The organism is Nocardioides panacis, from assembly GCF_019039255.1.
Classification (GTDB): Bacteria; Actinomycetota; Actinomycetes; order Propionibacteriales; family Nocardioidaceae; genus Nocardioides_B; species Nocardioides_B panacis.
Map to the genome: position 1 here is coordinate 2,656,165 of NZ_CP077062.1, position 22,050 is coordinate 2,678,214.

The window sequence follows — 22,050 nt, forward strand, 5'->3', positions numbered from 1 at the left end:
AGGGTCACGGTAGTGCGCTCAGACCCGGGCCGTGTCCTTGCTCATCCGCCACGCGGCGCCGGCCACGAACAGCGCCAGCCAGACCACGGCGTTCAGCACGGCGTACCACGGCAGCTCGCCGGTGAGCGGGGCCCGGCTGACCTCGGCCACCCCGAACATCGGGGTCCAGGCCGCGACGTTCCACAGCGTGCTGCCCTGGTCGATCGGGATGAACACGTTGCCGAGGAACGACAGCAGCGCCAGGCCGGGGCCGAGGATCTGCATGGCGTTCTCGCCCGGGACGAGGTAGCCGACGAAGACGCCGAGCGCCGCGAACACCATCGTGCAGACCAGCGTCAGCACCGCGCTGGCGATCCAGAGGTGGGTCGGCATCGCGGCCCGGCCCTGGAGGATCGCGACGACGTTGACGACCGAGATCGCCACCGCCCCCAGGATCAGCGCGATCAGCGCCTTCATGCCGATGTAGACGGCCGGGTTGAGCGGGGTGAGGCGCAGCTGCCGAGACCACCCGAGAGCGCGCTCGGTGGCCACCATCGCGCCCGCGGAGGCGGCGGTCAGCGCGGCGCCGTACAACGCCATCGAGACCATGACGTAGGCCGCGACGTTCCCGTGGCCGACCTTCTCCTGCCACCCGGTGCCCGAGCCGATCGCGAAGAACAGCGCGGCCGGGAAGATCAGCGTGAAGATGATCGTGCGCCGGTTGCGGAGCATCCGCCGGACCTCGATGCCGAGGACGGTGAGGTTGAAGCCGCCCAGCGGCGGCACCCGCCGGGTGGTCGGGTCGATCGTGCTGCTCATCGGTCGCCTCCTTCGAGGGCGTCGTGCGTGTCGTCGGGGTCGCCGGCGTCGTCGCCGGTCAGCGACAGGAACGCCTCCTCGATGCCGCGGGCGGTGATCTCCAGGTCCCGGGCGTCGGTCTGGGTCAGCAGGTAGCGCGCGATCGCGTCGGTGTCCGAGGCGTGCAGCAGGACCGTGTCGCCGCGCACCTCCAGCGACTCGACACCGGGAAGGCCGGCGAGGGCGTGGTGGTCGGGACGGTCCAGCGTCGCGCGGACCGTGCGCCCGGCGGCCAGCGCCTTGATCTCCGAGCCGGTGCCGTCGGCGACGATCCGGCCCTTGCGCATCAGCACGATCCGGTCGGCGTACTGGTCGGCCTCCTCCAGGTAGTGGGTGGCGAAGAGCACCGTGCGGCCCTTCTCGGCGTCCGCGCGGATCGCCGACCAGAACGTACGGCGCCCCTCGACGTCCATCCCGGTCGTCGGCTCGTCGAGGAGCAGCAGCGCCGGGTCGGGCAGCAGCGCCATCGCGAAGCGCAGCCGCTGCTGCTCACCGCCCGAGCACTTGCCGACGCGGCGGTCGGCGAGCCCGGTGATCCCGGCGTGCGCGAGCACCTCGTCGACCGGCCGGGTGTCCGCGAACAGGCTCGCGGTGTAGCGCACCGTCTCCCGGACCGTGAGGTCCTTGAGCAGCCCGCCGGTCTGCATCACCGCGGACACCAGCCCGCGGGCGATCGCCTGGCGGGGCCGGTAGCCGAGCACGTCGACGGTGCCGCCGGTGGGCTGCGAGAGGCCGAGCACCATGTCGATCGCGGTGGTCTTGCCGGCGCCGTTGGGGCCCAGGAAGGCGACGATCTCGCCCTGCTCGACCTCGAGGTCGATGCCGCGCACGGCCCGGACCGGTCCGAAGCTCTTGGTGAGGCCGGTGAGGCTGATCGCGGGCACCGGCGAGCCCGCTGCGCGACGGGGAGCCGCCTGCTCGAGAGGTGTGGAGGTCATGCGCCCAGCCTGGCGCCACCCCGTCCGTCGTACCCGGCCGCTCCGTCACGACCTGAAGGTGACAAATGTCAGGTCAGTTGACCGAGATGTGCACGTGGTCGTAGTGGTTCGCCGTCGACGAGCCGCGGTCCGGCATCGAGCGCCAGCCCTCGGCGGAGCGGACCGGCGTCCAGATGTGCTGCGACCACAGCACGTCGTACAGGTCGAGCTCGGAGGCGTGCGCCCGGGCCCAGTCCGCGACCGCCTGGCCGAGGGCCGGGTCGCTGGTCATGAAGTCGACCGCCCGGCCGGAGCTGTGCTCGCCGTGCGCGTCGTAGCCGCCGAAGCTGGACAGCGCCGGGAAGGCGTTGCAGACCGCCCGGAACATCCGCACGGCCGAGGAGGTCAGCCCGGACTCGGTGGCGGTGCCGTCCGCGCAGGGCGCGAAGGAGACCGAGCCGGCGCCCGCACCGGAGGTGCCCGTCGCGGCGGGCTCCGGGGCGACGGGCTTCTTCTCCGAGAGGTAGTCGTCGTTGACCCAGCGGACCTGGCCGTCGAGCAGGATCTGGGCGAACCCGCGCTTGACCAGGCCGGTGACGCCGACCGTGTCGCCCGCGTCGAGGACGTCGAGCGGCTTGCCCTTCTCGCGGGGAGCGTCCCAGAGGTTCAGGTCGCTGGTCATGTACTCGCGATCCCTGACCTCGGGCTTCTTGTGCAGCGTGACCCGCTTGGCCGAGCGCGAGAAGGAGCTGACCCGGCCGGCGAGGTACGGCGAGCGGTCCCCGCTGGCGGTGCCGTTCATGGGGCCGGTCGTGGGGCCGGTCGAGGTGCCCGTCGAGGTGCCCGTCGAGCCGCCGACGGCGGGACCCGTGCCGGTCCTGGCCGCACCGGTGGCGGCGTCGAGGTCCACGGTCATCGGATCGGCCGCGGCGCCGACGGAGGCACCGGCCTGCGAGGTGTCCGCCCCGGCGCCCGCGCCGACGGCCAGGCCGACGACCGTGCCGGTGAGCAGGGTCGCCGCGGCTGCGGGAAGAGCCAGTCGGACGAAGCGGCGGCGGGTCGAGTGCTGCACGACCTGCCGGTGGCGTGCCGAGGTCACGGAGGAATCACCAAACAGTTGATCGGGGGGCAAACGGACACGAAACGACGAGTGAAGCACAAGGCTTCAACCATCGTCACATCCGGACCAGACAGTTCGGGCGGGTTTGTCGTAACTTGCCCGGGTTGTCACGCGTGTCGTGCGCGGAGCGTCACTCCCAGAGCTCGGCGAGCTCCTCGATCCCGCTCACCGTGTACGTCGCCTCGCGGAACGTCGCGGGGAACGGTCCGCCGGACCGGTTCACCCAGGCGCTCTGCAGCCCGGCGCGGGAGGCCCCGTCCACGTCCCAGGGGTGCACCGCGACGAGCAGCACCTCCTCGGGCTTCACCTCGCAGACCTGCGCGGCGTACTCGTAGGGGCGGGCGGAGGGCTTCCACGAGCCGGCGTCCTCGACCGAGAGCAGCCGCTCGAACCGGTCCCGGATGTTCGCCGAGGTCAGCAGACGGTCGGCCACCGAGGCGGCGCCGTTGCTGAGCGTGACCAGCCGGAAGCCGTCCTCGTGCAGCCGGTCGACGCCGTTCGCGACGTCGGGGTGCAGCTCGAGGGCCGCGAACCCCTCCATCACGTGCTGTGCGGCGTCCTCGAGGGGCCGGTTGAGCTGGGCCTCGGACAGCGAGGTGAGCAGCAGCTCGCGGGCCACCCCGGCGAACGTCGGGTTCTCCCCGGCGGCGGTCAGCGCGAACCCGTCGCGCAGCACGCTGGCGAACCACAGCGGGGCGGCGCTGGCCGAGGCCCCCACCTCGACGAACCTCGCACCGAGCGGCGAGAGGTCGGAGAGGGTCTCGTTGACATCGAAGGCGATCACCGAGGGACGCATGTCCCCACACTGCCCCTGCCGGGCAAACTCATGCCAGTCCCGGCCGCCGCCGGCAGCCGTCAGCCGCCCGAGTGCATGTCCTCCGCGACCGCGCACCCGGTGCCGTCGGTGTCGTCGAGCCAGCCCTGCGGCAGCACCACCCGCCGGGGGCTGCCCTGCCGGCCGCGCGGCGTGCCGAGCGCGGCGAGCGGGAACGGCTCGTCCGGGTCGAGCCGCGACAGCAGGTCGTCCAGGGCCGCCAGGGACGAGACCAGCGCCAGGTTGTTGCGCAGCTCGCCGCCTGCGGCGAACCCCTTGAGGTACCACGCGACGTGCTTGCGGAACTCCTTGCAGCCCTGCACCTCGCCCATGTGGCGGCAGAGCAGCTCGGCGTGCCGGCGCATCATCGACGCCACCTCGCCGAGGGCGGGAAGGGTGGCGACCTGCTCCCCCGCGAACGCCGCGGCGAGGTCGCGGAACAGCCACGGACGGCCCAGGCAGCCCCGGCCGACGACGACGCCGGCGGCCCCGGTCTGCTGCACCATCGCGATCGCGTCGGACGCCTCCCAGATGTCGCCGTTGCCGAGCACCGGGATGTCGACGTGCGCGACGAGCTCGCCGATCGCGGACCAGTCGGCCTGCCCGGAGTAGGCCTGGTCGACGGTGCGCCCGTGCAGCGCGATGGCCGCGCAGCCGGCCTCCTGGGCGATCCGGCCGGCGTCGAGGAACGTGAGGTGCTCGGCGTCGATGCCCTTGCGGGTCTTCATGGTCACCGGGACGTCGTACGGCGCGGCCGCCCGGACCGCGGCCTCGAGGATGTCGCCGAGCAGTCGGCGCTTCCAGGGCAGCGCGCCGCCGCCGCCCTTGCGGGTCACCTTGGGCACCGGGCAGCCGAAGTTCAGGTCGATGTGCGCGACGCCGTGCTCCGCGGCGAGGATCTCGGCGGCCTTGCCGACGTACACCGGGTCGGTGCCGTAGAGCTGCACCGACCGGACCGTCTCGGTCTCGTCGAAGGTCAGCATCCGCAGCGTGGTCTCGTCGCGCTCGACGATGCCGCGCGAGGTGATCATCTCGCAGACGTAGAGGCCCGCGCCCTGCTCGGCGCAGAGCCGCCGGTACGCCGCGTTGGTGATCCCGGCCATCGGCGCGAGCACGACGGGCGTGTCGACGCGCAGCGGGCCGAGACGCAGCTCACGGGGCACGGGAAAGGTCATGCGCCCCATTGTGAACGGCGGGCCCCTTCGCCCCCAAATGCCGCCACCGCCCCCGCTCCTAGCCCTTCTTGTTCTTCCTCTTGCTCTTCGCCGTCGGCGCGGGCTTCGGGGTGGTGAGGTCCCCGGTCCAGGTGACCGGGTTGAACTCCTGGCTCGGCCGGTAGCTCACCGCCTCCAGCGTGCCGCGGTCCGGCGAGAGGAAGACCAGGCAGGTGCTCAGCGAGGCACCGGTCGCGAACTTCTTGGGCAGCGGCTTGGACGGGCAGGGCTTGAAGCTGGTGGTGAAGTTCACAGGGGGCAGCAGGGTGTTCGCCGCGTTGACGCCCCAGAGCGGCACCCCGATGCCGCCCACGTCCCCCTCGCCGACGTTCTTCACCGAGACGTTCGCGTAGTAGTAGGACGCCTTCTGCTTGTAGGCGTCGTCGAGGATGAAGCCCTTGAAGTCGGCGAGGCTGCCCTTGCGGACGCTCTTCACGGTCAGCTGCAGCACGGTGCCCGGCCCCTGGGCCGACTCGTAGATCACCGTAGCCGGGTCGCCGTAGGACAGCTTGCTGCCCTGGGCGGTCAGCTCGGCCCCGTCGGGGACGGCCACCGTGGACGACGGGGACGGCGAGGCGGGGGTCGACCCCGAGCCGGACGCCGCGGCCCCCCGAGGAGCCCGAGAAGCCCGAGCCGGTCTCGTCGCCCGCCGAGTCCGAGCTGCACCCGGACAGCGCCAGGGCGCCTGCGGTGGTCAGGGCAGCGAGGGACAGGGCGGCACGGGAGACGGAAGGCACCCGCACATTCTGCACTCCGCCGACCGCCGATCGGCGCAGGACCCGGCGGTTCAGCAGCCGAGCAGGCGCTCCGCGAAGTACGAGCGCACCTGCGCGAGGGAGACCCGCTCCTGCTTCCATGGTGTCCCGCTCGCGGACCGTGACCGCGTCGTCCTCCAGGGTGTCGAAGTCCACCGTCACGCAGTACGGCGTGCCGATCTCGTCCTGGCGGCGGTAGCGGCGGCCGATCGCGCCGGCGTCGTCGAACTCGACGTTCCAGCTCTGCCGGAGCTCGGCGGCCAGGCCCTTGGCCTTGGGCGAGAGGTCCGCGTTGCGGGAGAGCGGCAGCACCGCCACCTTGACCGGGGCCAGCCGCGGGTCGAGCCGCAGCACCGTGCGCTTGTCGACCCCGCCCTTGGTGTTCGGCGCCTCGTCCTCGGTGTAGGCGTCGACCAGGAACGTCATCAGCGAGCGGGACAGGCCGGCTGCCGGCTCGATGACGTAGGGCATGTAGCGCTCGTTGGCGGCCTGGTCGAAGTACGACAGGTCCTGGCCGGAGTGCTCGGAGTGCGTCTTGAGGTCGAAGTCCGTGCGGTTCGCGATGCCCTCGAGCTCGCCCCACTCGGAGCCGGTGAAGTTGAAGCGGTACTCGATGTCGACCGTGCGCTTGGAGTAGTGCGACAGCTTCTCCTGCGCGTGCTCGTAGTGCCGCAGGTTGTCGGGGTTGATGCCGAGGTCGGTGTACCAGCGGGTGCGCTCGTCGATCCAGTACTGGTGCCAGTCCTCGTCGGTGCCGGGCACGACGAAGAACTCCATCTCCATCTGCTCGAACTCCCGCGTCCGGAAGATGAAGTTGCCCGGCGTGATCTCGTTGCGGAAGCTCTTGCCGATCTGGGCGATGCCGAACGGTGGCTTCTTGCGCGAGGACGTCACCACGTTGGTGAAGTTCAAGAAGATGCCCTGGGCGGTCTCGGGGCGCAGGTAGTGCAGGCCGGACTCGTCCTCGGTCACCCCGAGGTAGGTCTTCAGAAGGCCGGAGAACTGCCGGGGCTCGGTCCAGGCGCCGCGGGTGCCGCAGTTCGGGCAGGCCAGCGTGGCGAGGTCGACGGAGTCCGGGTCCTCGATGCCCTTCTTCTCGGCGTAGGCCTCCTGCAGGTGGTCCGCGCGGAACCGCTTGTGGCAGGACTGGCACTCGGTGAGCGGGTCGCTGAACGTCGCGACGTGGCCCGAGGCCTCCCAGGTCTGGCGGGGCAGGATCACCGAGGAGTCCAGGCCGACGACGTCCTCGCGCGACTGCACCATCGAGCGCCACCACTGGCGCTTGATGTTCTCCTTCAGCTCGACGCCGAGAGGGCCGTAGTCCCAGGCCGACTTCGTGCCGCCGTAGATCTCACCGCACGGGTAGACGAACCCCCGGCGCTTGGCGAGGGAGACGACGCTGTCAACGGTCGAGGGGGCCTTGTTTGCCACGGGATCAGGCTTTCTGGTCGAGTGCGCCGGCTGGCTGACGGCGAAGCGTCCAGACTATCGGCACCCGTCAACGCAGTTCGCGGGGCACCTGCTCGTTCAGCTCCGCGCCCGGCTGGTCGCAGGCGTAGGCCGACGGCTCGTCGACCGCCCGGGACAGCAGGGGTACGGCGGTCATCTTCACCTCGAACGCCGACAGGGCCCGGCGGTAGCTCCCCACGTTGACCCAGGTCGTGGTCAGCAGCCACAGCTCCGGCTCGTCCACGTTGCGACCGATCCGCCCGTCGACGTACCCGGGTCGCGCGGCCAGCGCGGCCAGCGCGGCGTGCACGTCGACCCGGAACGACGCGACCTCGGCCTCGTCGACGCGGAACCTGTTCACCACCACCAGCTCGTGCACGCCGCGACCCTATGCCTCCGCCCCGGCACCGGCTTGACAATGGTTGTCATTAGTATTGAGAATCATTCTCATGAAGCGGCCGTCCCTCCCCCACTCCCTGGTGCTCGCCGGGGTGCTGGCCCTGACCGCGCCGCTGCTGGCCGGGTGCGGGGCCGGGGGTGCCGACGCCGGCCCGGGGACCACGGTCGTGACGTCGTTCTACCCGCTGCAGTACGTCGCGCAGCGGGTGGTGGGCGACCGGGCCGACGTCGTCAACCTGACCCAGCCCGGCAAGGAGCCGCACGACCTCGAGCTGGACTTCCGGCAGACCGCCGCGGTCGCGGACGCCGACGTGCTGCTCTACGAGCGGGGGTTCCAGGCCGCGGTGGACGACGCCGTCGACCAGAGCCACCCGGCCCACGTCGTGGACGCCGCGCAGGCCGCGCACCTGTCCGGCGACGACCCGCACTTCTGGCTCGACCCGACCAAGCTCTCGCAGGTGGCCGCAGCGGTCGAGGAGCAGCTCGCCGCCGCCGACCCGGCCCACCGCGCGGCGTACTCCCGCAACCTCGCCGGCCTGCAGTCCGACCTCGCCACCCTGGACCGGGACTTCCGGACCGGACTGGCGCACTGCGCGACCTCGACGATCGTGGTCAGCCACGACGCGTTCGGCTACCTCGGTCGGCGCTACGGCCTCCAGGTGGTCGGCATCAACGGCCTCTCCCCCGACGCCGAGCCCTCGCCCGCGCACATCCGCGAGCTGCAGGACCTGATCCGGTCCGACAAGATCACCACGGTCTTCTCCGAGCGGCTCGGCAGCCCGAAGTTCGCCGACAGCCTGGCGAGCGACCTCGGCATCCGCGCCGCGGTGCTCGACCCGCTCGAGGGCCTGAGCGACGCGACCGCGGACCAGGACTACCTGTCCCTCATGCGGTCGAACCTGGCCGCACTCCAGAAGGCGAACACCTGCTCATGAGCACTCCCGCCGTGACCGTCACCGACGGCGCCGTCGAGCTCGGCGGCCGTCCCGTCCTGCGCGGCATCGACATCTCGGTCGGCACCGGCGAGGTACTGGCCGTGCTCGGTGCCAACGGGTCGGGCAAGTCCACGCTGGTCCGCACGATGATGGGGTTGGTGCCGACCTGCCGCGGCGAGGTCCGGCTGTTCGGCACCCCGCTCGCCGACTTCGAGGACTGGCAGCGGGTCGGGTTCGTGCCGCAGCGGACCAGCGCCGCCTCCGGGGTGCCCGCCTCGGTGCGCGAGGTCGTCGCCTCCGGCCGGCTGTCGCGCCGCCGGCCGTTCGTCCCGCAGCGCCGTGCCGACCGCGAGGCCGTCGAGGGTGCGATCGGGGCCGTCGGGCTGGCCGGCAAGGCCCGGGACGGCGTCTCCACGCTCTCCGGCGGGCAGCAGCAGCGGGTGCTCATCGCCCGCGCCCTGGCCGGCGTGCCCGACCTGCTCGTCCTCGACGAGCCCACCGCCGGAGTGGACGTGCAGAGCCAGCAGACCTTCGCCGACGCGCTGCGCACGCTGGTGGTCCGCGGCGCGACGATCGTGCTGGTCGCCCACGAGCTCGGCCCGCTCGGCGACCTCGTCGACCGTGCGCTGGTGATGCGCGACGGCCGGGTGGCGTACGACGGGCCGCCGATCGCCGCGTTCACCGACGCCGACACCACCCACGACCACCACCACGCCGACCTGGACCGCGCCCCCGGCGACCACGCGCCGACCGTGGCCTCACCGCTGGACCGGCAGGGAGGACGCCGATGAACCTGCTCAGCTACGACTTCATGGTCCGCGCGCTGCTCGGCGCCCTGTTCACCGGGCTCGCGGCCCCCGCCGTCGGCACCTACCTCGTGCAGCGTCGTCTCGCGCTGATGGGCGACGGCATCGGCCACATCGCCGTCACCGGCGTGGCGCTCGGCCTGCTCACCGGCACCTCCCCCACGATCACCGCGGTGGTGGTCGCGGTGATCGGCGCGGTCGTGATCGAGGTGATCCGGGAGAGCGGCCGCACCAGCGGTGACGTGGCCCTCGCGCTGCTGTTCTACGGTGGCATCGCGGGCGGCGTGCTGATCACCGGCATCGCCGGCCAGAGCGCGGCGACCCTGAACAGCTACCTGTTCGGGTCGATCACCACGATCTCCGCCTCCGACGTCTGGGTGACGCTCGTGCTCGCCGCCGTCGTGGTCGCGATCGCGGTCGGCCTCTCGCCCCAGCTGTTCGCGGTCTCCCAGGACGAGGAGTTCGCCAAGGTCGCCGGGCTCAACGTCCGGGTCTACAACCTGCTGGTCTCGGTGATGGCCGCGGTGACGGTCACGGTCGCGATGCGCACGGTCGGCCTGCTCCTGGTCAGCGCCCTGATGGTGGTGCCGGTCGCGACCTCCCAGCAGCTCACCCGGACGTTCCGCACCACGCTGTTCGCGGCGATGGGCCTCGGCATGCTGGCCTCGGTCGGCGGTGTCACCGTCTCGGCCTACGTCGACGCCGCTCCCGGCGCGACGATCGTCCTGCTCGCCCTGGCCGGGTTCGTGGCGGCGTACCCCGTCGGGGTCTGGCTGCGCCGACGCCAGCGCCTCGCCCGGCCGTTCGTCGAGCCCGGGGACGAGCCGTCCTTCGGCGGGCTCGGCCCGGAGCACACCGCCGTGCCCGAGGACCACTCGCACGCGCACGGCGAGGCGTGCGGGCACACCGCCGTCCCGCACGGCGACCACGTCGACTACGTCCACGACGGGCACCGGCACGCCGTCCACGGAGGCCACTATGACGAGCACTGAGCCCACGCTGCCGCAGGGCGCGCGTCCCACCCGGCAGCGCCGTGCGGTCGCCTCCGCGCTGCAGAGCTTCGAGGACTTCCGCAGCGCGCAGGACATCCACGAGCTGCTGCGCCGCAGCGGGGAGAACGTCGGGCTGTCCACCGTCTACCGGACGCTGCAGGCCCTGGCCGACGGCGGCGAGGTGGACATGCTGCGCACCGAGGACGGCGAGGCGGTCTACCGGCGCTGCTCGGCGACCCACCACCACCACCTGGTCTGCCGGGCCTGCGGCCGGACCGTCGAGGTCGAGGGCCCGACCGTCGAGCGGTGGGCGGACGGGGTCGCCGGCCAGCACGGGTTCGTCGACGTCAGCCACACGCTGGAGATCTTCGGGACCTGCCCCGACTGCTGAGCCGTCGCGCCGCCGGCTCAGGCGTTCGGCTCGGCCCCGCCGTACCTGCGGTCGCGGGCGGCGTAGATCTCGATCGCGTTCCACAGCGCCAGCCGGTCCACGTCCGGCCACAGGACGTCGGTGAAGACCATCTCGGAGTACGCCGCCTGCCAGAGCATGAAGTTCGAGAGCCGCTGCTCGCCCGAGGTGCGCCAGACCAGGTCGGCGTCCGCCAGCTCGGGGACGTACAGGTGCTTGGCGAAGGTCTTCTCGTCGACCTTCTCGGGGTTCAGCCGGCCCGCCGCGACCTCCCGGGCGATCGACCGGGCCGCGTCGGCCAGCTCGGAGCGGCCGCCGTAGTTGACGCACATCGTCAGCGTCAGCACGTCGTTGTCGCGGGTCAGCTCCTCGGCCACCTGGAGCTCCTTGACGACCGAGCGCCACAACCGGGGAGCCCGGCCGGCCCAGCGGACCCGGACGCCGAGCTCGTGCATCTCGTCGCGCCGGCGGCGGATCACGTCGCGGTTGAAGCCCATCAGGAACCGCACCTCGTCCGGCGAGCGGCTCCAGTTCTCGGTGGAGAAGGCGTAGGCCGAGACCGCCTTCACGCCGATCTCGATGGCGCCCTCGACGACGTCGAACAGCGAGGCCTCGCCCCGCTCGTGGCCGGCCGTGCGGGGCAGGCCGCGCTGCTTGGCCCAGCGGCCGTTGCCGTCCATGACGATCGCGACGTGCCGCGGGACGAGCGCCGCCGGGATCTGGGGCGGTTGCGCACCCGAGGGGTGGGGTGTGGGTCGACGTACCTCGCGTCGCGGCGTTCTGCGCGCCATCTCGCCTCCTCCGGAACCTGTGCGTCTCGGGGCTCGTTGTAGCAGGCACAGAGCTGAGCGACCCCTAGACTCATCCAACACGACCGGAGACGGCGCCCGGAGGGCAGGCGACATGGATACGGCCAACAAGCAGATCGAGCAGCAGATCACGGTGCTCCTGCGCCGCGTGCAACGGATCCACCTGTCCACCACCTCCGGCGACGTGAACCTCGAGCGGTCCGCCTACGGGATCATGTGCAAGCTGGCCGACGAGGGCCCCCAGCGCCTCGGCGCGCTCGCCGTGGCGTTCGGCCTGGACCCCTCCACGATCACCCGGCAGGTGCAGGCGCTCGAGGAGATCGGGCTCGCCGACCGCAAGACCGACCCCTCGGACCGCAGAGCGTCGATCCTCGACCTGACGGCCACCGGTCGCCAGGTCCTCGACGAGACCCGGGCCCGGCGCCGCAGCCGCCTCCAGTCGGCGCTGTCGGACTGGCCCGAGGCGGACCTCACCGACTTCGGCCGGCTGCTCAAGGAGTTCAACGCCTCCCTGGACCGCCTCCTCGAGGAGTCCACCCCTCCCCGCTGACCGGAGCCAGCCCGACCCGGGCCCTGGCCCACCTCCACCCGGGCCTCGTGCACGGCCCCGCCTGCGCGCCACCGCTTCGGGTCCGGGGGACAATGGCCGCGTGGGTCTTTACCGTGACGAGGCGATCGTGCTGCGCACCCAGAAGCTGGGTGAGGCGGACCGCATCATCACGCTCCTGACCCGCAGCTCGGGCCGCGTCCGTGCGGTCGCCAAGGGCGTACGACGGACCACCTCCCGCTTCGGGTCCCGGCTCGAGCCGTTCACCCACGTCGACCTGCAGCTCGCCGAGGGCCGGTCGCTCGACGTCGTCACCCAGGCGGTGACGCTGGACCCGTTCGCGGGGCGCCTCGGGTCGAGCTACGAGCAGTACACCGCCGGCACGGTGATGCTGGAGACCGCCGAGCGGCTGGTCATCGAGGACAAGGAGCCGGCCCTCCAGCAGTTCCTGCTGCTCGTCGGGGCGCTGCGTGCGATGTGCGACACCGGCCGCCCGCCCCACCAGGTGCTCGACTCGTTCCTGCTGCGGTCGCTGTCGGTCGCGGGGTACGCCCCGACCTTCGAGGCCTGCGCCCGGTGCGGCCTGATGGGGCCGCACCGCTCCTTCAGCCCGGCGGCCGGCGGGATGCTCTGCTCGACGTGCCGGGTGCCCGGTGCGATGAACCCGGCGCCGGAGACCGTCGTGCTCCTCGGCGCGTTGCTGGCCGGGGACTGGGGGGCCGTCGAGGCGAGCGAGGCGCGGCACCGCAAGGAGGCGACCGGGATGGTCGCGGCCTACCTGCAGTGGCACCTCGAGCGCGGGCTCAAGTCGCTGGCCCACGTCGACCGCTGACTGGCCGGTGACCGGGCCCGGGTCGAGGTGAACCGACCCCCGGGTCGACCGGGGCTAACCCCCGGCTCGGCGGGAGTCCCGGTCCGGCTCGGCGTCCTCGACGGCCCAGCACCGGCTGACGAAGGCGACGGCCTCGGCGTCGAGGCGGGCCGGGCTGACCCGCCACTCGGCGTAGGAGCGGGCCTCGACGAACCGGGCGTTCGGCATCTCGTCGGCCAGCATCGCGGCGTCCGCGGCCGGGTGGATCGGGTCGCGGGGGTGGCCGACGACCAGCGCGGGAGCCTGGATCAGCCGGCGGCGCCGGCTCGACGGCGCGATCCGGCCGAAGAAGATGCCGTGGATGGTGGCCGCCATCGGGGCGGGCTGCTGGTCCAGGGTGTCCAGCGCGACCCCCGCCCAGAACGGGAGGACACCGCGCGGCACCAGCCGGGAGAGCCGACGGGTCAGGGACACCGAGACCGGGACGAACCGGGCCAGGAACATCAGCGGCCCGAAGGCGATCAGTCCGGCCTCGAGGGCGTTGTCGAGCACCGGCATCTCCAGCAGCAGCCCGCGGACCCGGTCGGGTGCGACGTCGGCGACCTCGAGCGAGACGTTCGAGCCCAGCGACGTACCCCCGATCACCGCCTCCTCGGCGCCGAGGTGGTCCAGCAGCGCGAGGACCTGCTCGCCGAACGCCGTCATGGAGTACTCCTTGGGGTCCAGCGGCCGGTCGGAGCGGCCGTGCCCCAGCAGGTCGAGGGTCACCACGTGGAAGCCGGCACCCGCGATCGTCCGGGCCAGCGGCTGGTGCATCCGGCGCGGCATCAGCTGGCCGTGGACCAGCACCACCCAGCGGTCGCCGTGGCCGTACTCCGTGTACTCCAGGCGGGCGCCGTCGATGAAGAACTGGTCGATGCGCTCCGACACGAGAGTGGTCACACGATTCCTTCCGCCGAGGTGCCGCCGACGATAGCCGCCGGACGTGGTTGGGTGGGCCCATGTCCGGTTCGCGTCGCATCCTCAAGCACGTCGTGGTCATGGGCGTGTCCGCGACCGGGAAGACCACGGTGGCCGAGGAGCTGGCCGAGGAGCTCGGCTGCGAGTTCATCGAGGGCGACGCCCTGCACCCGGCCTCGAACATCGCCAAGATGTCCGAGGGCGTCCCGCTCACCGACGAGGACCGCTGGCCCTGGCTGCAGGCGATCGCGGACCTGGTCGCGGCCAAGGCCGCCCAGGGTACGTCGACCGTCGTCACCTGCTCGGCGCTGAAGCGGAGCTACCGCGACGTGCTGCGCGGCGCGGCGCCGACCTTCTTCGTGCACCTTGAGGCGCCGTTCTCGGTGCTCGAGCAGCGGATGCAGCTGCGCACCAAGCACTTCATGCCCACCGGCCTGCTGAAGTCGCAGTTCGACACCCTCGAGCCGCTCGACGACGACGAGTCCGGTGCCGTCATCGACGTGACGCCCCCGATCGACGAGGTCGTCGAGGAGTCCGTCAACGCGGTGCGGGTGCACTACACCGAGTGACGCCGGCCGGCTCACGCGTCCTCGACGGGCCGGCCCCACGTCACGGCGGCGCTGACCGGCTCCGGCAGCCCGTCGACCACGGCCCGGTCCGGTCGGCACCCCAGGGCGTCGTTGACCGTGGAGAACGCCAGCCGCAGCGCGACGAACGCGGTCACCGCGAGGATCCGCGCGTCGTCGAACCCGGCGTCCCGCAGCACCTGCACGTCCTCGGCGGTCGTGGCGTTCGGGTCCCGCGCGACCCGCCGCGCCCAGCCGGCCAGCGCACGCTCGGACGCGTCGATGCCGGCGCACGTGGCTCCCCGGGCGGCGGCCAGCTCGAGGGCGAGTCCGGCCCCGCAGGCGACGTCGAGCACCGAGTCGCCGTCCCCGACGCCGAGACGCTGGTGCAGCGCGACGTACTCCCGGACGTTGGCCGGCTCGGAGAGCGTCGCGAAGTCCACGGCGCGGCGGCCCCAGCCCTCGTCGACCCCGCGCCACTGCTGCTGGTCGTCCCCGGTGCCCGCCATCGCCACCTCCTGGTCGGAGGGTAGGACCAGGAGGCGTCCGGGTCGATAGCCCGTCGGTCAGCGCTTCACGACGACCGTGCCGCGCATGCCCATGTTGTCGTGCAGGGCGCACACGTAGTGGAAGGTGCCGACCTTGGTGAACCGGACCGTGAAGGAGCCGTGCGGCCCGATGATCCCGGAGTTCAGCTGCCCACCGGAGTAGCGCCCCGGGGTCCCGGACGGCGAGAACAGCCCGGGCGGCGGCGGCTCGCGCCCGAAGGTGACCGTGTGCGGGGCGCCCTCGCCCGGGTTGCGGAACACCACCCGCTCGCCGCGGTGCACCACGGCGGTGCGGCGCACGAACCGCATGACCGCGACGGCGCCGTTGTCGTCGCCCATGAAGACCCGGTGGGCGGTGCTGCGGCGCACCAGGTCGTGGCGCAGGTGCTTGCCCATCGCGGCCATCCCGGCGCGGGCGATGCGGGCCTGGTCGTTGTAGTCCGCCTGGGTGTAGGGGTACGCCGTCCCGGCGGGCTGCACGTGCACCACGCCGACCATCATCTTCCCGTGCACGAGGCAGTAGTAGGTGAACGTGCCGGCCGCGGGGAACGTCAGGCTGTAGCTCTGGACGTGCGGCACCGGCGGCAGCGGACCCGCGTCGCCCTTGGTGGGCACCGTGGTCATCAGCCCGGAGTTGAACCCGGTCTTGGGGTCGTAGACCGAGCCGCCCTGGCGGGTCAGCTGGGTCATGTCTGCGGGGTTGAAGTCCGGCAGCGTCGCCTGCGGCCCTCCGCCCGGGAAGAACGTGACCGTGTGGATCTCGGTCGAGCGGGCCACCCACCGCACGGTGTCACCGGCGTCGATCGTCACGTCACCGGGCAGGAAACGCATGCCCTGGAAGGCTTCGTCGGAGGCCTGCGAACCGACCTGCACGGTCCAGCCGACGGGAGCCGCCGCAGCAGCCTGGGCCGGGCCGAGGGCGGTGAGAGGACCGACCACCGCGGCCACGAGGGCGAGGACGGCGACGAGCACACGTGCGGACGTGAGGCGCATGACGGCTGCTCCAGACCGGTCCCGGGCGGGACCCAGGTCCCCAGACCTACCCCCGCCGGGCGGCCTGCGGCCATAGCCCTGCGGGGCCGGTCTAGTGACCCGGACGGACGGGTCAGCGGAAGGCGCGGATCCCGGTGATGGCGGCGCCCATGCTCAGCATGTGCATCTCCTCGGTGCCCTCGTAGGTCATCACCGTCTCGAGGTTGTTCATGTGCCGCATGATCGAGTGGTCCAGGGTGATGCCGGCGCCGCCGAGCATCGTCCGCGCGCTGCGCGACACGTCGAGCGCCGCACGCACGTTGCCGAGCTTGCCGTAGGACACCTGCGCCGGGTCGAGCGTGCCGGCGTCCTTGAGGCGGCCGATGTGGATCGCGGCGAGCGAGGCGTTGTTGATCGCGATCACCATCTCGGCCAGCTTCTTCTGCGACAGCTGGAAGGACGCCAGAGGCTTGCCGAACTGCGAGCGCTCCAGCGAGTAGGCAAGCGCCTCCTCGTAGCAGGCGCGGGCGGCGCCGACCGCGCCCCAGAGGATGCCGTACCGCGCCTCGTTGAGGCAGCTCAGCGGGCCCTTCAGGCCGCGGACGTCGGGGAACACCGCGTCACCGGGGAGCCGCAGGTCGTCGAAGGACAGCTCGGCGGTGACCGACGCGCGCAGCGAGAGCTTGCGCTGGATCTTCGTGGCGGTGAAGCCCGGCGTGTCCGTGGGGACCACGAACCCGCGGATGGCCGGTCCCGGCCCTGCCGAGGGCTCGTCGGTCTGTGCCCAGACCACCGCGACGCCGGCGAGCGTGCCGTTGGTGATCCACATCTTGCCGCCGTTCAGCACCCAGTCGTCGCCGTCACGCTTGGCCCGGGTGCGCATCGACGCCGGGTCGCTGCCGGCGTCCGGCTCGGTCAGCCCGAAGCAGCCGAGCACCTCTCCGGTCGCCATCCGCGGGAGCCACTCCTCGCGGTGCGCCTCGGTGCCCCAACGGTGGATCGCGTACATCGCCAGCGAGCCCTGCACCGACACGAAGCTGCGCAGCCCCGAGTCGACGGCCTCCAGCTCGCGGCAGGCGATGCCGTACGCCGTCGCGGACATCCCCGCGCAGCCGTAGCCCTCGAGGTGCATGCCGAGCAGCCCGAGCGCGCCGAGCTTGGGCCCGAGGTCGTCGGGCAGCGTGCCCGCGTCGTACCAGTCGGCGACGTGCGGGGCGAGCTCGGCGGCCGCGAAGGCGCGCACCGTGTCGCGGACGTCGCGCTCCTCGGTGCTCAGCAGTCCGTCCACGGCGAGGAAGTCATGGGGGTCGATGGCCATGCGGCCAGCGTACGGCGACCCCGGGAGGCTCCCTCGCCGTGGGCGGCTCAGGCCCGGTTGACCGCCGAGATGACGGCCTTCAGCGACGCGGTCACGATGTTCGGGTCGACGCCGACGCCCCACAGGATCTGGTCGCCGACCGCGCACTCGACGTACGCCGCGGCGAGCGCGTCACCGCCCGAGGACAGCGCGTGCTCGTGGTAGTCGAGGACCCGGATGTCGTTGCGGTTCTCGAACAGCACGCTGCCCTTGGACACCTCGTCGTCCGCCAGGTCGCCGATGGCGCTGACGAACGCCGCGATCGGGCCGTTGCCGGACCCGCTCAGCGACCGCATCTCGCCGTCGACGTACACGTTCACGTCGAGGGCGTCCTTCTCCCCCGCCGCGCTCGAGGTGTGCACGGAGTCGAGCTTGAGCGGGGTCTCGCGGTCGAGGTACTCCGCCCGGAACGCCGACCAGATGTCGGTCGGCGACATCTCGCCGCCCTCGTCGTCGGTGTGCCGCTGCACGGAGCGGCTGAACTCGATCTGCAGCCGGCGGGGCAGGTCCAGCTTGTGCTCGGACTTGAGGATGTAGGCGACGCCGCCCTTGCCGGACTGGCTGTTCACCCGGATCACGGCCTCGTAGGTGCGGCCCACGTCGTGCGGGTCGATCGGGAGGTACGGCGCCTCCCACGGCAGCTCGGCGACGGGACGACCCGCCTCGGCGGAGATCTCGTCGAGCGCCTCCAGGCCCTTCTTGATCGCGTCCTGGTGGGACCCGCTGAACGCCGTGTAGACCAGGTCGCCGGCGTAGGGGTGCCGCGGGTGGACCGGCAGCTGCGTGCAGTACTCCACCGTGCGCCGGATCTCGTCGATGTCGGAGAAGTCGATCTGCGGGTCGACGCCCTGGCTGAACAGGTTCATGCCCAGCGTCACCAGGTCCACGTTGCCGGTGCGCTCGCCGTGCCCGAACAGGCAGCCCTCGACGCGGTCGGCGCCGGCCATCATCGCCAGCTCGGTCGCCGCGACCGCCGTACCCCGGTCGTTGTGGGGGTGCAGCGAGATCGTGGTGTTCTCGCGCCGGGTCAGCTGGCGGGAGAACCACTCGATCTGGTCGGCGTAGACGTTGGGCGTGGCCATCTCGACGGTCGCCGGGAGGTTCAGGATGATCTCCCGGCCGTCCTCCGGCTGCCACACGTCGGAGACCGCCTCGCACACGTCCACCGAGAAGGGCAGCTCGGTGCCGGTGAAGATCTCCGGGGAGTACTCGTAGCCGATGACGGTCTTGTCGAGGTAGGACTCGGCGAACTTCATCACCATCTCGGTGCCGCGCACGGCGATCGAGCGGATCTCGTCCTTGCCCGCGTGGAACACCACGCGCCGGAACAGCGGCGCGAGGGCGTTGTACAGGTGGATGTTCGCCCGGGGTACGCCGACCAGCGACTGGACGCTGCGCTCGATGAGGTCCTCACGAGCCTGCGTCAGCACGGAGATCGTCACGTCCTCGGGCACCCGGTCGCCCTCGACCAGCTGGCGCACGAAGTTGAAGTCGGTCTCGCTGGCCGACGGGAAACCGACCTCGATCTCCTTGTAGCCCATCCGGACCAGGAGGTCGAACATCGCCATCTTGCGGGTCGGCGACATCGGGTCGATCAGCGCCTGGTTCCCGTCGCGGAGGTCGGTCGACAGCCAGCGCGGAGCCTGGGTGATGGTCGCGCTCGGCCAGGTGCGGTCCGGCAGGTCGACCGGCGGGAAGGCGCGGTACCGGTGGAACGGCATCGGGCTGGTCTTCTGCTCGTGGGTGTCGCGGTGGAGCGTCATGGCATCTCTCGCTGTTCGTCGTGGGGATCGTGTTCCCGGCGCACCACAGAACCCCGCAGCGAGGAGGTCCGGGTCAGTGAACCTCGCTGCGGCAGCGAAGGAGGAGGCCGCTGGGCCTCGTGACGGGCTGCATGACCCGACCACCATAGCCCCGCCCGCAGGGAGCCGGGACCCCGCGCCCGAGAAGTGGACGCGCCGGACCCGGGGCCGAGCTCGACCCGGCCCTCGGACAAGGCCGACCCGGGCCTTACGCAAGGCCGACCCGGGCCCTACGTCACACCGACCCGGGCCTCACGTCACACCGACCCGGGCCTCACGTCACACCGACCCGGGTCTCCGGTCATCTCGACCCGGCCCGTGTGTCATGTCGACCCGGGTCTCCGGTCATGACGACCCGGGACTCGCGCCAGCCCTGTGCCGGCTTCCTGCTCTGCTGAGGGTGGCTGGATCCCTGTCGTGGGCGTCGTCCACAGATCTCGTTCGGCCATCGATCCTGTCGGCGGGCCCGTCTAGAATCGAACACATGATCGAAGACCGTTCGACATTGAAGCCCGAGCAGGGAAGCCCGGTTCCCGGGCTGCTGGAGGCTGCTGTGCCCGACTCCCGGGTGCTGTCCGGCTGGGTGCAGGCGCTGGGCTCGCTGGGTGCCGACAACCAGCTGGACGGCACCGACGACGCCGACGACGGCACCCACGATGGCGGCGGTGGCATGGGCGCCGGGGGTGTCGTCTCGGATGCGGAGCGGGTCGAGCAGCTGGTGGTGCTGGAGCGGTTGAAGGCGGCTGCGGCGGCGGCGCAGGCGCGGGTCACGGTCGGGTTCGAGGCCTCCCAGCGGGCCGCCCAGCGGGCCGCCGGGGTGCCGGAGCGGCGGGTCGGCGCGGGGGTCGCGGCGCAGGTCGGGCTGGCCCGCCGCGACAGCCCGGTCAAGGGCGCCCGGCACCTGGGGCTGGCCCGGTCCCTGGTCGGCGAGCTGCCGCACACCCTGGCCGCCCTGGCGGCCGGGCAGACCTCGGAGTGGCGGGCCACCCTGATCGCCCGGGAGACCGCCTGCCTGTCCGGTGCGGACCGGGTCCGGGTGGACGCCGAGCTGGCCGCCCGACCCGGCGGGATCGGGGCGCTGGGAGACCGCGAGGCGGCCGCGGAGGCCCGCCGGATCGGCTACCGGCTCGACCCGCACGCGCTCACCGACCGGGCCGCCCGCGCGCACCACGAGCGCCGGGTCACCCTGCGCCCGGCGCCGGACACGATGGCCTGCCTGTCCGGGCTGCTGCCCGCGGTCCAGGGCGTCGCGCTCTACGCCGCGCTGACCCGGCACGCCGACACCCTGCGCTCGGGCGGGGACGCCCGCAGCCGCGGGCAGATCATGGCCGACACCCTGGTCGAACGGGTCACCGGCCAGACCACCGCCGCCGCGGTCCCGGTCGAGATCGCCCTGGTGATGACCGACACCACCCTGCTCGGCACCCACCGGACCCCTGCGGACGACCCGCACGATCCGGTGGAGGCGGTGGAGGCGGTGGACGTGCCGGTGCAGCTCGCGGGCTACGGACCGCTGCCCGCCCCCTGGGTCCGGGACTGGCTGCGCACCACCGGCACCGGCACCGGCACCGGCACCGGCACCGTTACCGGCACCGAGGCCCAGGTCTGGGTACGCCGCCTCTACACCAGCCCGGAGACCGGGCAGCTGGTCGCGATGGACTCCCGGCGCCGCCGGTTCACCGGACTCCTGCGCCGGTTCCTGGTGCTGCGCGACCAGCACTGCCGCACCCCCTGGTGCAACGCCCCGATCCGACACCTGGACCACCCCCACCCGGCCCGCACCGGCGGACCCACCACCGCCGGCAACGCCCAGGGGCTCTGCGCGGCCTGCAACTACGCCAAGGAAGCCCCCGGCTGGACCACCCACACCACCAACCCCCACACCAACCCCCACACCAGCCCCCACGCCAGCACCAGGACCGGGACCGGTCCGGCAGTGGAGACCACCACCCCCACCGGACACCAGCACCACACCCGACCACCCCTGCCCCCCCGGACCCACCCGACCACCCCGCACCACCCGACACCGACAACCCAGCCACGCCGAGCTCTCCTTCCGCCACGACCTCCACGTCGTCCTCGCCCGCTGACGGCCCGCCCGGCCACCCCACGACGGAATACCTGGGCCCGGAGGCGCCTTGGGACCAGGTCGGACCTGACCCGACGCACCGACCCAGACGAGGAGCACACGTGAGCAGCAAGATCTGGTTCATCACCGGCACGTCCCGCGGCTTCGGCCGTGAGTGGACCGCCGCCGCTCTGGAGCGTGGCGACAAGGTCGCCGCGACCGCCCGCAACACCGACAGCCTCGACGACCTCGTGCAGAAGTACGGCGACGCCCTGCTGCCGATCACGCTCGACGTGACCGACCGCGACGCCGACTTCGCCGCCGTCAAGCAGGCCCACGACCACTTCGGCCGTCTCGACGTGGTGGTCAACAACGCCGGCTACGGGCACTTCGGCCTGGTCGAGGAGCTCAGCGAGTCCGACGCCCGCAACCAGCTGGAGACCAACCTGTTCGGCGCCCTGTGGGTGACGCAGGCGGCCCTGCCGTACCTCCGCGAGCAGGGCAGCGGCCACATCATCCAGGTGTCCTCGATCGGCGGCATCTCGGCGTTCCCGCTCGTCGGCATCTACCACGCCTCCAAGTGGGCGCTCGAGGGCCTGAGCCAGTCGCTGGCCCAGGAGGTCGCCGACTTCGGCATCAAGGTGACGCTGGTCGAGCCCGGTGGCTTCTCCACGGACTGGAGCGGGGACTCCGCCAAGCGCTCCGAGCAGCTCGCGGCCTACGACGACGTGCGCGCCCGGATCATGGAGCAGCGCGCCTCCCGCAACGCCGAGCCCGGCGACCCGGCCGCGAGCGCCGAGGCGATCCTGCAGATCGTGGACGCCGAGGAGCCGCCGCTGCGGGTCTTCTTCGGGGCCGGCCCGCTCGGCATCGCGACGGCGGACTACGAGTCCCGCCTGAAGACCTGGAACGACTGGCAGCACGTGGCGCTCGTCGCCCAGGGCTCCCCGCGGCAGGGCTGAC

At 72.3% G+C, this 22,050-nt stretch carries 22 protein-coding genes and 1 pseudogene; 9 read left to right on the forward strand and 14 right to left on the reverse strand.

Annotation, left to right across the window (positions count from 1 at the left end; all coding sequences use genetic code 11):
- Positions 1–18 precede the first annotated feature (18 nt).
- The 8 genes and pseudogenes from KRR39_RS12900 to KRR39_RS12935 all read right to left on the reverse strand — a co-directional run bounded on the left by KRR39_RS12900 (position 19) and on the right by KRR39_RS12935 (position 7,485).
- Positions 19–798, reverse strand: coding sequence for an ABC transporter permease (locus KRR39_RS12900; RefSeq protein ID WP_216937432.1), 780 nt, complete (start codon positions 796–798; stop codon positions 19–21).
- Positions 795–1,775 carry an ABC transporter ATP-binding protein gene (locus KRR39_RS12905; protein ID WP_254185114.1) on the reverse strand — a complete coding sequence of 327 codons (981 nt, stop codon included), beginning with the start codon at positions 1,773–1,775 and terminating at the stop codon, positions 795–797. The genes KRR39_RS12900 and KRR39_RS12905 overlap by 4 nt, the downstream gene beginning before the upstream one ends.
- Before the next feature lie 73 nt (positions 1,776–1,848).
- Complete coding sequence (locus KRR39_RS12910; protein WP_216937435.1) at positions 1,849–2,853, reverse strand: VldE C-terminal domain-containing protein; 1,005 nt, start codon at positions 2,851–2,853, stop codon at positions 1,849–1,851.
- 151 nt (positions 2,854–3,004) lie between these two features.
- Positions 3,005–3,670, reverse strand: coding sequence for a haloacid dehalogenase type II (locus KRR39_RS12915; protein ID WP_216937436.1), 666 nt, complete (start codon positions 3,668–3,670; stop codon positions 3,005–3,007).
- A gap of 59 nt (positions 3,671–3,729) precedes the next feature.
- Entirely contained in the window at positions 3,730–4,863 is a 1,134-nt protein-coding gene (gene dusB, locus KRR39_RS12920) for a tRNA dihydrouridine synthase DusB (RefSeq protein ID WP_216937439.1), read from the reverse strand.
- 58 nt (positions 4,864–4,921) lie between these two features.
- Positions 4,922–5,455 carry a hypothetical protein gene (locus KRR39_RS12925; RefSeq protein ID WP_216937441.1) on the reverse strand — a complete coding sequence of 178 codons (534 nt, stop codon included), beginning with the start codon at positions 5,453–5,455 and terminating at the stop codon, positions 4,922–4,924.
- Positions 5,456–5,689: 234 nt separating this feature from the next.
- A pseudogene (locus KRR39_RS12930) lies at positions 5,690–7,088 on the reverse strand (glycine--tRNA ligase).
- A gap of 67 nt (positions 7,089–7,155) precedes the next feature.
- A complete protein-coding gene (locus tag KRR39_RS12935) occupies positions 7,156–7,485 on the reverse strand; it encodes an antibiotic biosynthesis monooxygenase (protein ID WP_254185115.1) in 330 nt (109 codons plus the stop codon).
- A gap of 70 nt (positions 7,486–7,555) precedes the next feature.
- On the opposite strand from KRR39_RS12935, the gene KRR39_RS12940 reads away from it, so the two are divergent.
- From KRR39_RS12940 to KRR39_RS12955, 4 genes are read left to right on the forward strand one after another with little or no spacing between them, the layout of a single operon-like run.
- The gene (locus KRR39_RS12940) at positions 7,556–8,440 is read left to right on the forward strand and encodes a metal ABC transporter substrate-binding protein (RefSeq protein ID WP_216937443.1); all 885 of its coding nucleotides are present in this window, start codon (positions 7,556–7,558) and stop codon (positions 8,438–8,440) included.
- Entirely contained in the window at positions 8,437–9,231 is a 795-nt protein-coding gene (locus tag KRR39_RS12945) for a metal ABC transporter ATP-binding protein (RefSeq protein ID WP_216937445.1), read from the forward strand. Before KRR39_RS12940 ends, KRR39_RS12945 begins: the two co-directional genes overlap by 4 nt.
- The gene (locus KRR39_RS12950) at positions 9,228–10,238 is read left to right on the forward strand and encodes a metal ABC transporter permease (protein ID WP_216937447.1); all 1,011 of its coding nucleotides are present in this window, start codon (positions 9,228–9,230) and stop codon (positions 10,236–10,238) included. Before KRR39_RS12945 ends, KRR39_RS12950 begins: the two co-directional genes overlap by 4 nt.
- Entirely contained in the window at positions 10,225–10,629 is a 405-nt protein-coding gene (locus KRR39_RS12955) for a Fur family transcriptional regulator (protein WP_216937449.1), read from the forward strand. Before KRR39_RS12950 ends, KRR39_RS12955 begins: the two co-directional genes overlap by 14 nt.
- A gap of 17 nt (positions 10,630–10,646) precedes the next feature.
- Here KRR39_RS12955 and KRR39_RS12960 read toward each other — a convergent pair whose 3' ends face one another.
- Positions 10,647–11,438 (reverse strand): isoprenyl transferase, encoded by a 792-nt coding sequence (locus tag KRR39_RS12960; protein WP_216937451.1) that lies wholly within the window; start codon positions 11,436–11,438, stop codon positions 10,647–10,649.
- Between the two features lie 112 nt (positions 11,439–11,550).
- On the opposite strand from KRR39_RS12960, the gene KRR39_RS12965 reads away from it, so the two are divergent.
- Both KRR39_RS12965 and recO read left to right on the forward strand, forming a co-directional pair.
- Complete coding sequence (locus KRR39_RS12965; RefSeq protein WP_216937453.1) at positions 11,551–12,006, forward strand: MarR family winged helix-turn-helix transcriptional regulator; 456 nt, start codon at positions 11,551–11,553, stop codon at positions 12,004–12,006.
- 100 nt (positions 12,007–12,106) lie between these two features.
- Positions 12,107–12,835, forward strand: a complete 729-nt coding sequence (gene recO / locus KRR39_RS12970; protein ID WP_216937455.1) for a DNA repair protein RecO — start codon at positions 12,107–12,109, stop codon at positions 12,833–12,835.
- A gap of 54 nt (positions 12,836–12,889) precedes the next feature.
- Here the strand turns inward: recO and KRR39_RS12975 are convergent, their stop codons facing one another.
- Positions 12,890–13,756: an alpha/beta fold hydrolase gene (locus KRR39_RS12975; RefSeq protein WP_254185116.1), complete on the reverse strand. Its 867-nt coding sequence runs from the start codon at positions 13,754–13,756 to the stop codon at positions 12,890–12,892.
- A gap of 59 nt (positions 13,757–13,815) precedes the next feature.
- Between KRR39_RS12975 and KRR39_RS12980 the strand changes: the two genes are divergently transcribed.
- Positions 13,816–14,343 (forward strand): gluconokinase, encoded by a 528-nt coding sequence (locus KRR39_RS12980; protein ID WP_216937456.1) that lies wholly within the window; start codon positions 13,816–13,818, stop codon positions 14,341–14,343.
- Positions 14,344–14,354: 11 nt separating this feature from the next.
- Here KRR39_RS12980 and KRR39_RS12985 read toward each other — a convergent pair whose 3' ends face one another.
- From KRR39_RS12985 to leuA, 4 genes are all read right to left on the reverse strand, one after another.
- The gene (locus KRR39_RS12985; RefSeq protein ID WP_216937457.1) at positions 14,355–14,849 is read right to left on the reverse strand and encodes a methyltransferase domain-containing protein; all 495 of its coding nucleotides are present in this window, start codon (positions 14,847–14,849) and stop codon (positions 14,355–14,357) included.
- 57 nt (positions 14,850–14,906) lie between these two features.
- On the reverse strand, positions 14,907–15,881 hold the full coding sequence (locus KRR39_RS12990) for a cupredoxin domain-containing protein (protein ID WP_216937458.1): 975 nt from the start codon (positions 15,879–15,881) through the stop codon (positions 14,907–14,909).
- A gap of 112 nt (positions 15,882–15,993) precedes the next feature.
- Entirely contained in the window at positions 15,994–17,178 is a 1,185-nt protein-coding gene (locus KRR39_RS12995) for an acyl-CoA dehydrogenase family protein (protein ID WP_216937459.1), read from the reverse strand.
- 47 nt (positions 17,179–17,225) lie between these two features.
- The gene (gene leuA, locus KRR39_RS13000; protein ID WP_216937460.1) at positions 17,226–18,980 is read right to left on the reverse strand and encodes a 2-isopropylmalate synthase; all 1,755 of its coding nucleotides are present in this window, start codon (positions 18,978–18,980) and stop codon (positions 17,226–17,228) included.
- A 523-nt stretch (positions 18,981–19,503) separates the two neighbouring features.
- On the opposite strand from leuA, the gene KRR39_RS13005 reads away from it, so the two are divergent.
- On the forward strand, positions 19,504–21,213 hold the full coding sequence (locus tag KRR39_RS13005; RefSeq protein ID WP_216937461.1) for an HNH endonuclease: 1,710 nt from the start codon (positions 19,504–19,506) through the stop codon (positions 21,211–21,213).
- Positions 21,210–22,049: an SDR family oxidoreductase gene (locus KRR39_RS13010; RefSeq protein WP_216937462.1), complete on the forward strand. Its 840-nt coding sequence runs from the start codon at positions 21,210–21,212 to the stop codon at positions 22,047–22,049. The genes KRR39_RS13005 and KRR39_RS13010 overlap by 4 nt, the downstream gene beginning before the upstream one ends.
- The last annotated feature ends 1 nt before the right edge of the window (position 22,050 follow it).

Coding starts and splice junctions, on each gene's coding strand:
- KRR39_RS12900 (WP_216937432.1), bottom strand. CDS start 798: ATGAGCAGCACGATCGACCCGACCACCCGGCGGGTGCCGCCGCTGGGC.
- KRR39_RS12905 (WP_254185114.1), bottom strand. CDS start 1,775: ATGACCTCCACACCTCTCGAGCAGGCGGCTCCCCGTCGCGCAGCGGGC.
- KRR39_RS12915 (WP_216937436.1), bottom strand. CDS start 3,670: ATGCGTCCCTCGGTGATCGCCTTCGATGTCAACGAGACCCTCTCCGAC.
- dusB (WP_216937439.1), bottom strand. CDS start 4,863: ATGACCTTTCCCGTGCCCCGTGAGCTGCGTCTCGGCCCGCTGCGCGTC.
- KRR39_RS12940 (WP_216937443.1), top strand. CDS start 7,556: ATGAAGCGGCCGTCCCTCCCCCACTCCCTGGTGCTCGCCGGGGTGCTG.
- KRR39_RS12945 (WP_216937445.1), top strand. CDS start 8,437: ATGAGCACTCCCGCCGTGACCGTCACCGACGGCGCCGTCGAGCTCGGC.
- KRR39_RS12950 (WP_216937447.1), top strand. CDS start 9,228: ATGAACCTGCTCAGCTACGACTTCATGGTCCGCGCGCTGCTCGGCGCC.
- KRR39_RS12955 (WP_216937449.1), top strand. CDS start 10,225: ATGACGAGCACTGAGCCCACGCTGCCGCAGGGCGCGCGTCCCACCCGG.
- KRR39_RS12960 (WP_216937451.1), bottom strand. CDS start 11,438: ATGGCGCGCAGAACGCCGCGACGCGAGGTACGTCGACCCACACCCCAC.
- KRR39_RS12965 (WP_216937453.1), top strand. CDS start 11,551: ATGGATACGGCCAACAAGCAGATCGAGCAGCAGATCACGGTGCTCCTG.
- KRR39_RS12980 (WP_216937456.1), top strand. CDS start 13,816: ATGTCCGGTTCGCGTCGCATCCTCAAGCACGTCGTGGTCATGGGCGTG.
- KRR39_RS12985 (WP_216937457.1), bottom strand. CDS start 14,849: ATGGCGGGCACCGGGGACGACCAGCAGCAGTGGCGCGGGGTCGACGAG.
- KRR39_RS12990 (WP_216937458.1), bottom strand. CDS start 15,881: ATGCGCCTCACGTCCGCACGTGTGCTCGTCGCCGTCCTCGCCCTCGTG.
- KRR39_RS12995 (WP_216937459.1), bottom strand. CDS start 17,178: ATGGCCATCGACCCCCATGACTTCCTCGCCGTGGACGGACTGCTGAGC.
- leuA (WP_216937460.1), bottom strand. CDS start 18,980: ATGACGCTCCACCGCGACACCCACGAGCAGAAGACCAGCCCGATGCCG.
- KRR39_RS13005 (WP_216937461.1), top strand. CDS start 19,504: ATGATCGAAGACCGTTCGACATTGAAGCCCGAGCAGGGAAGCCCGGTT.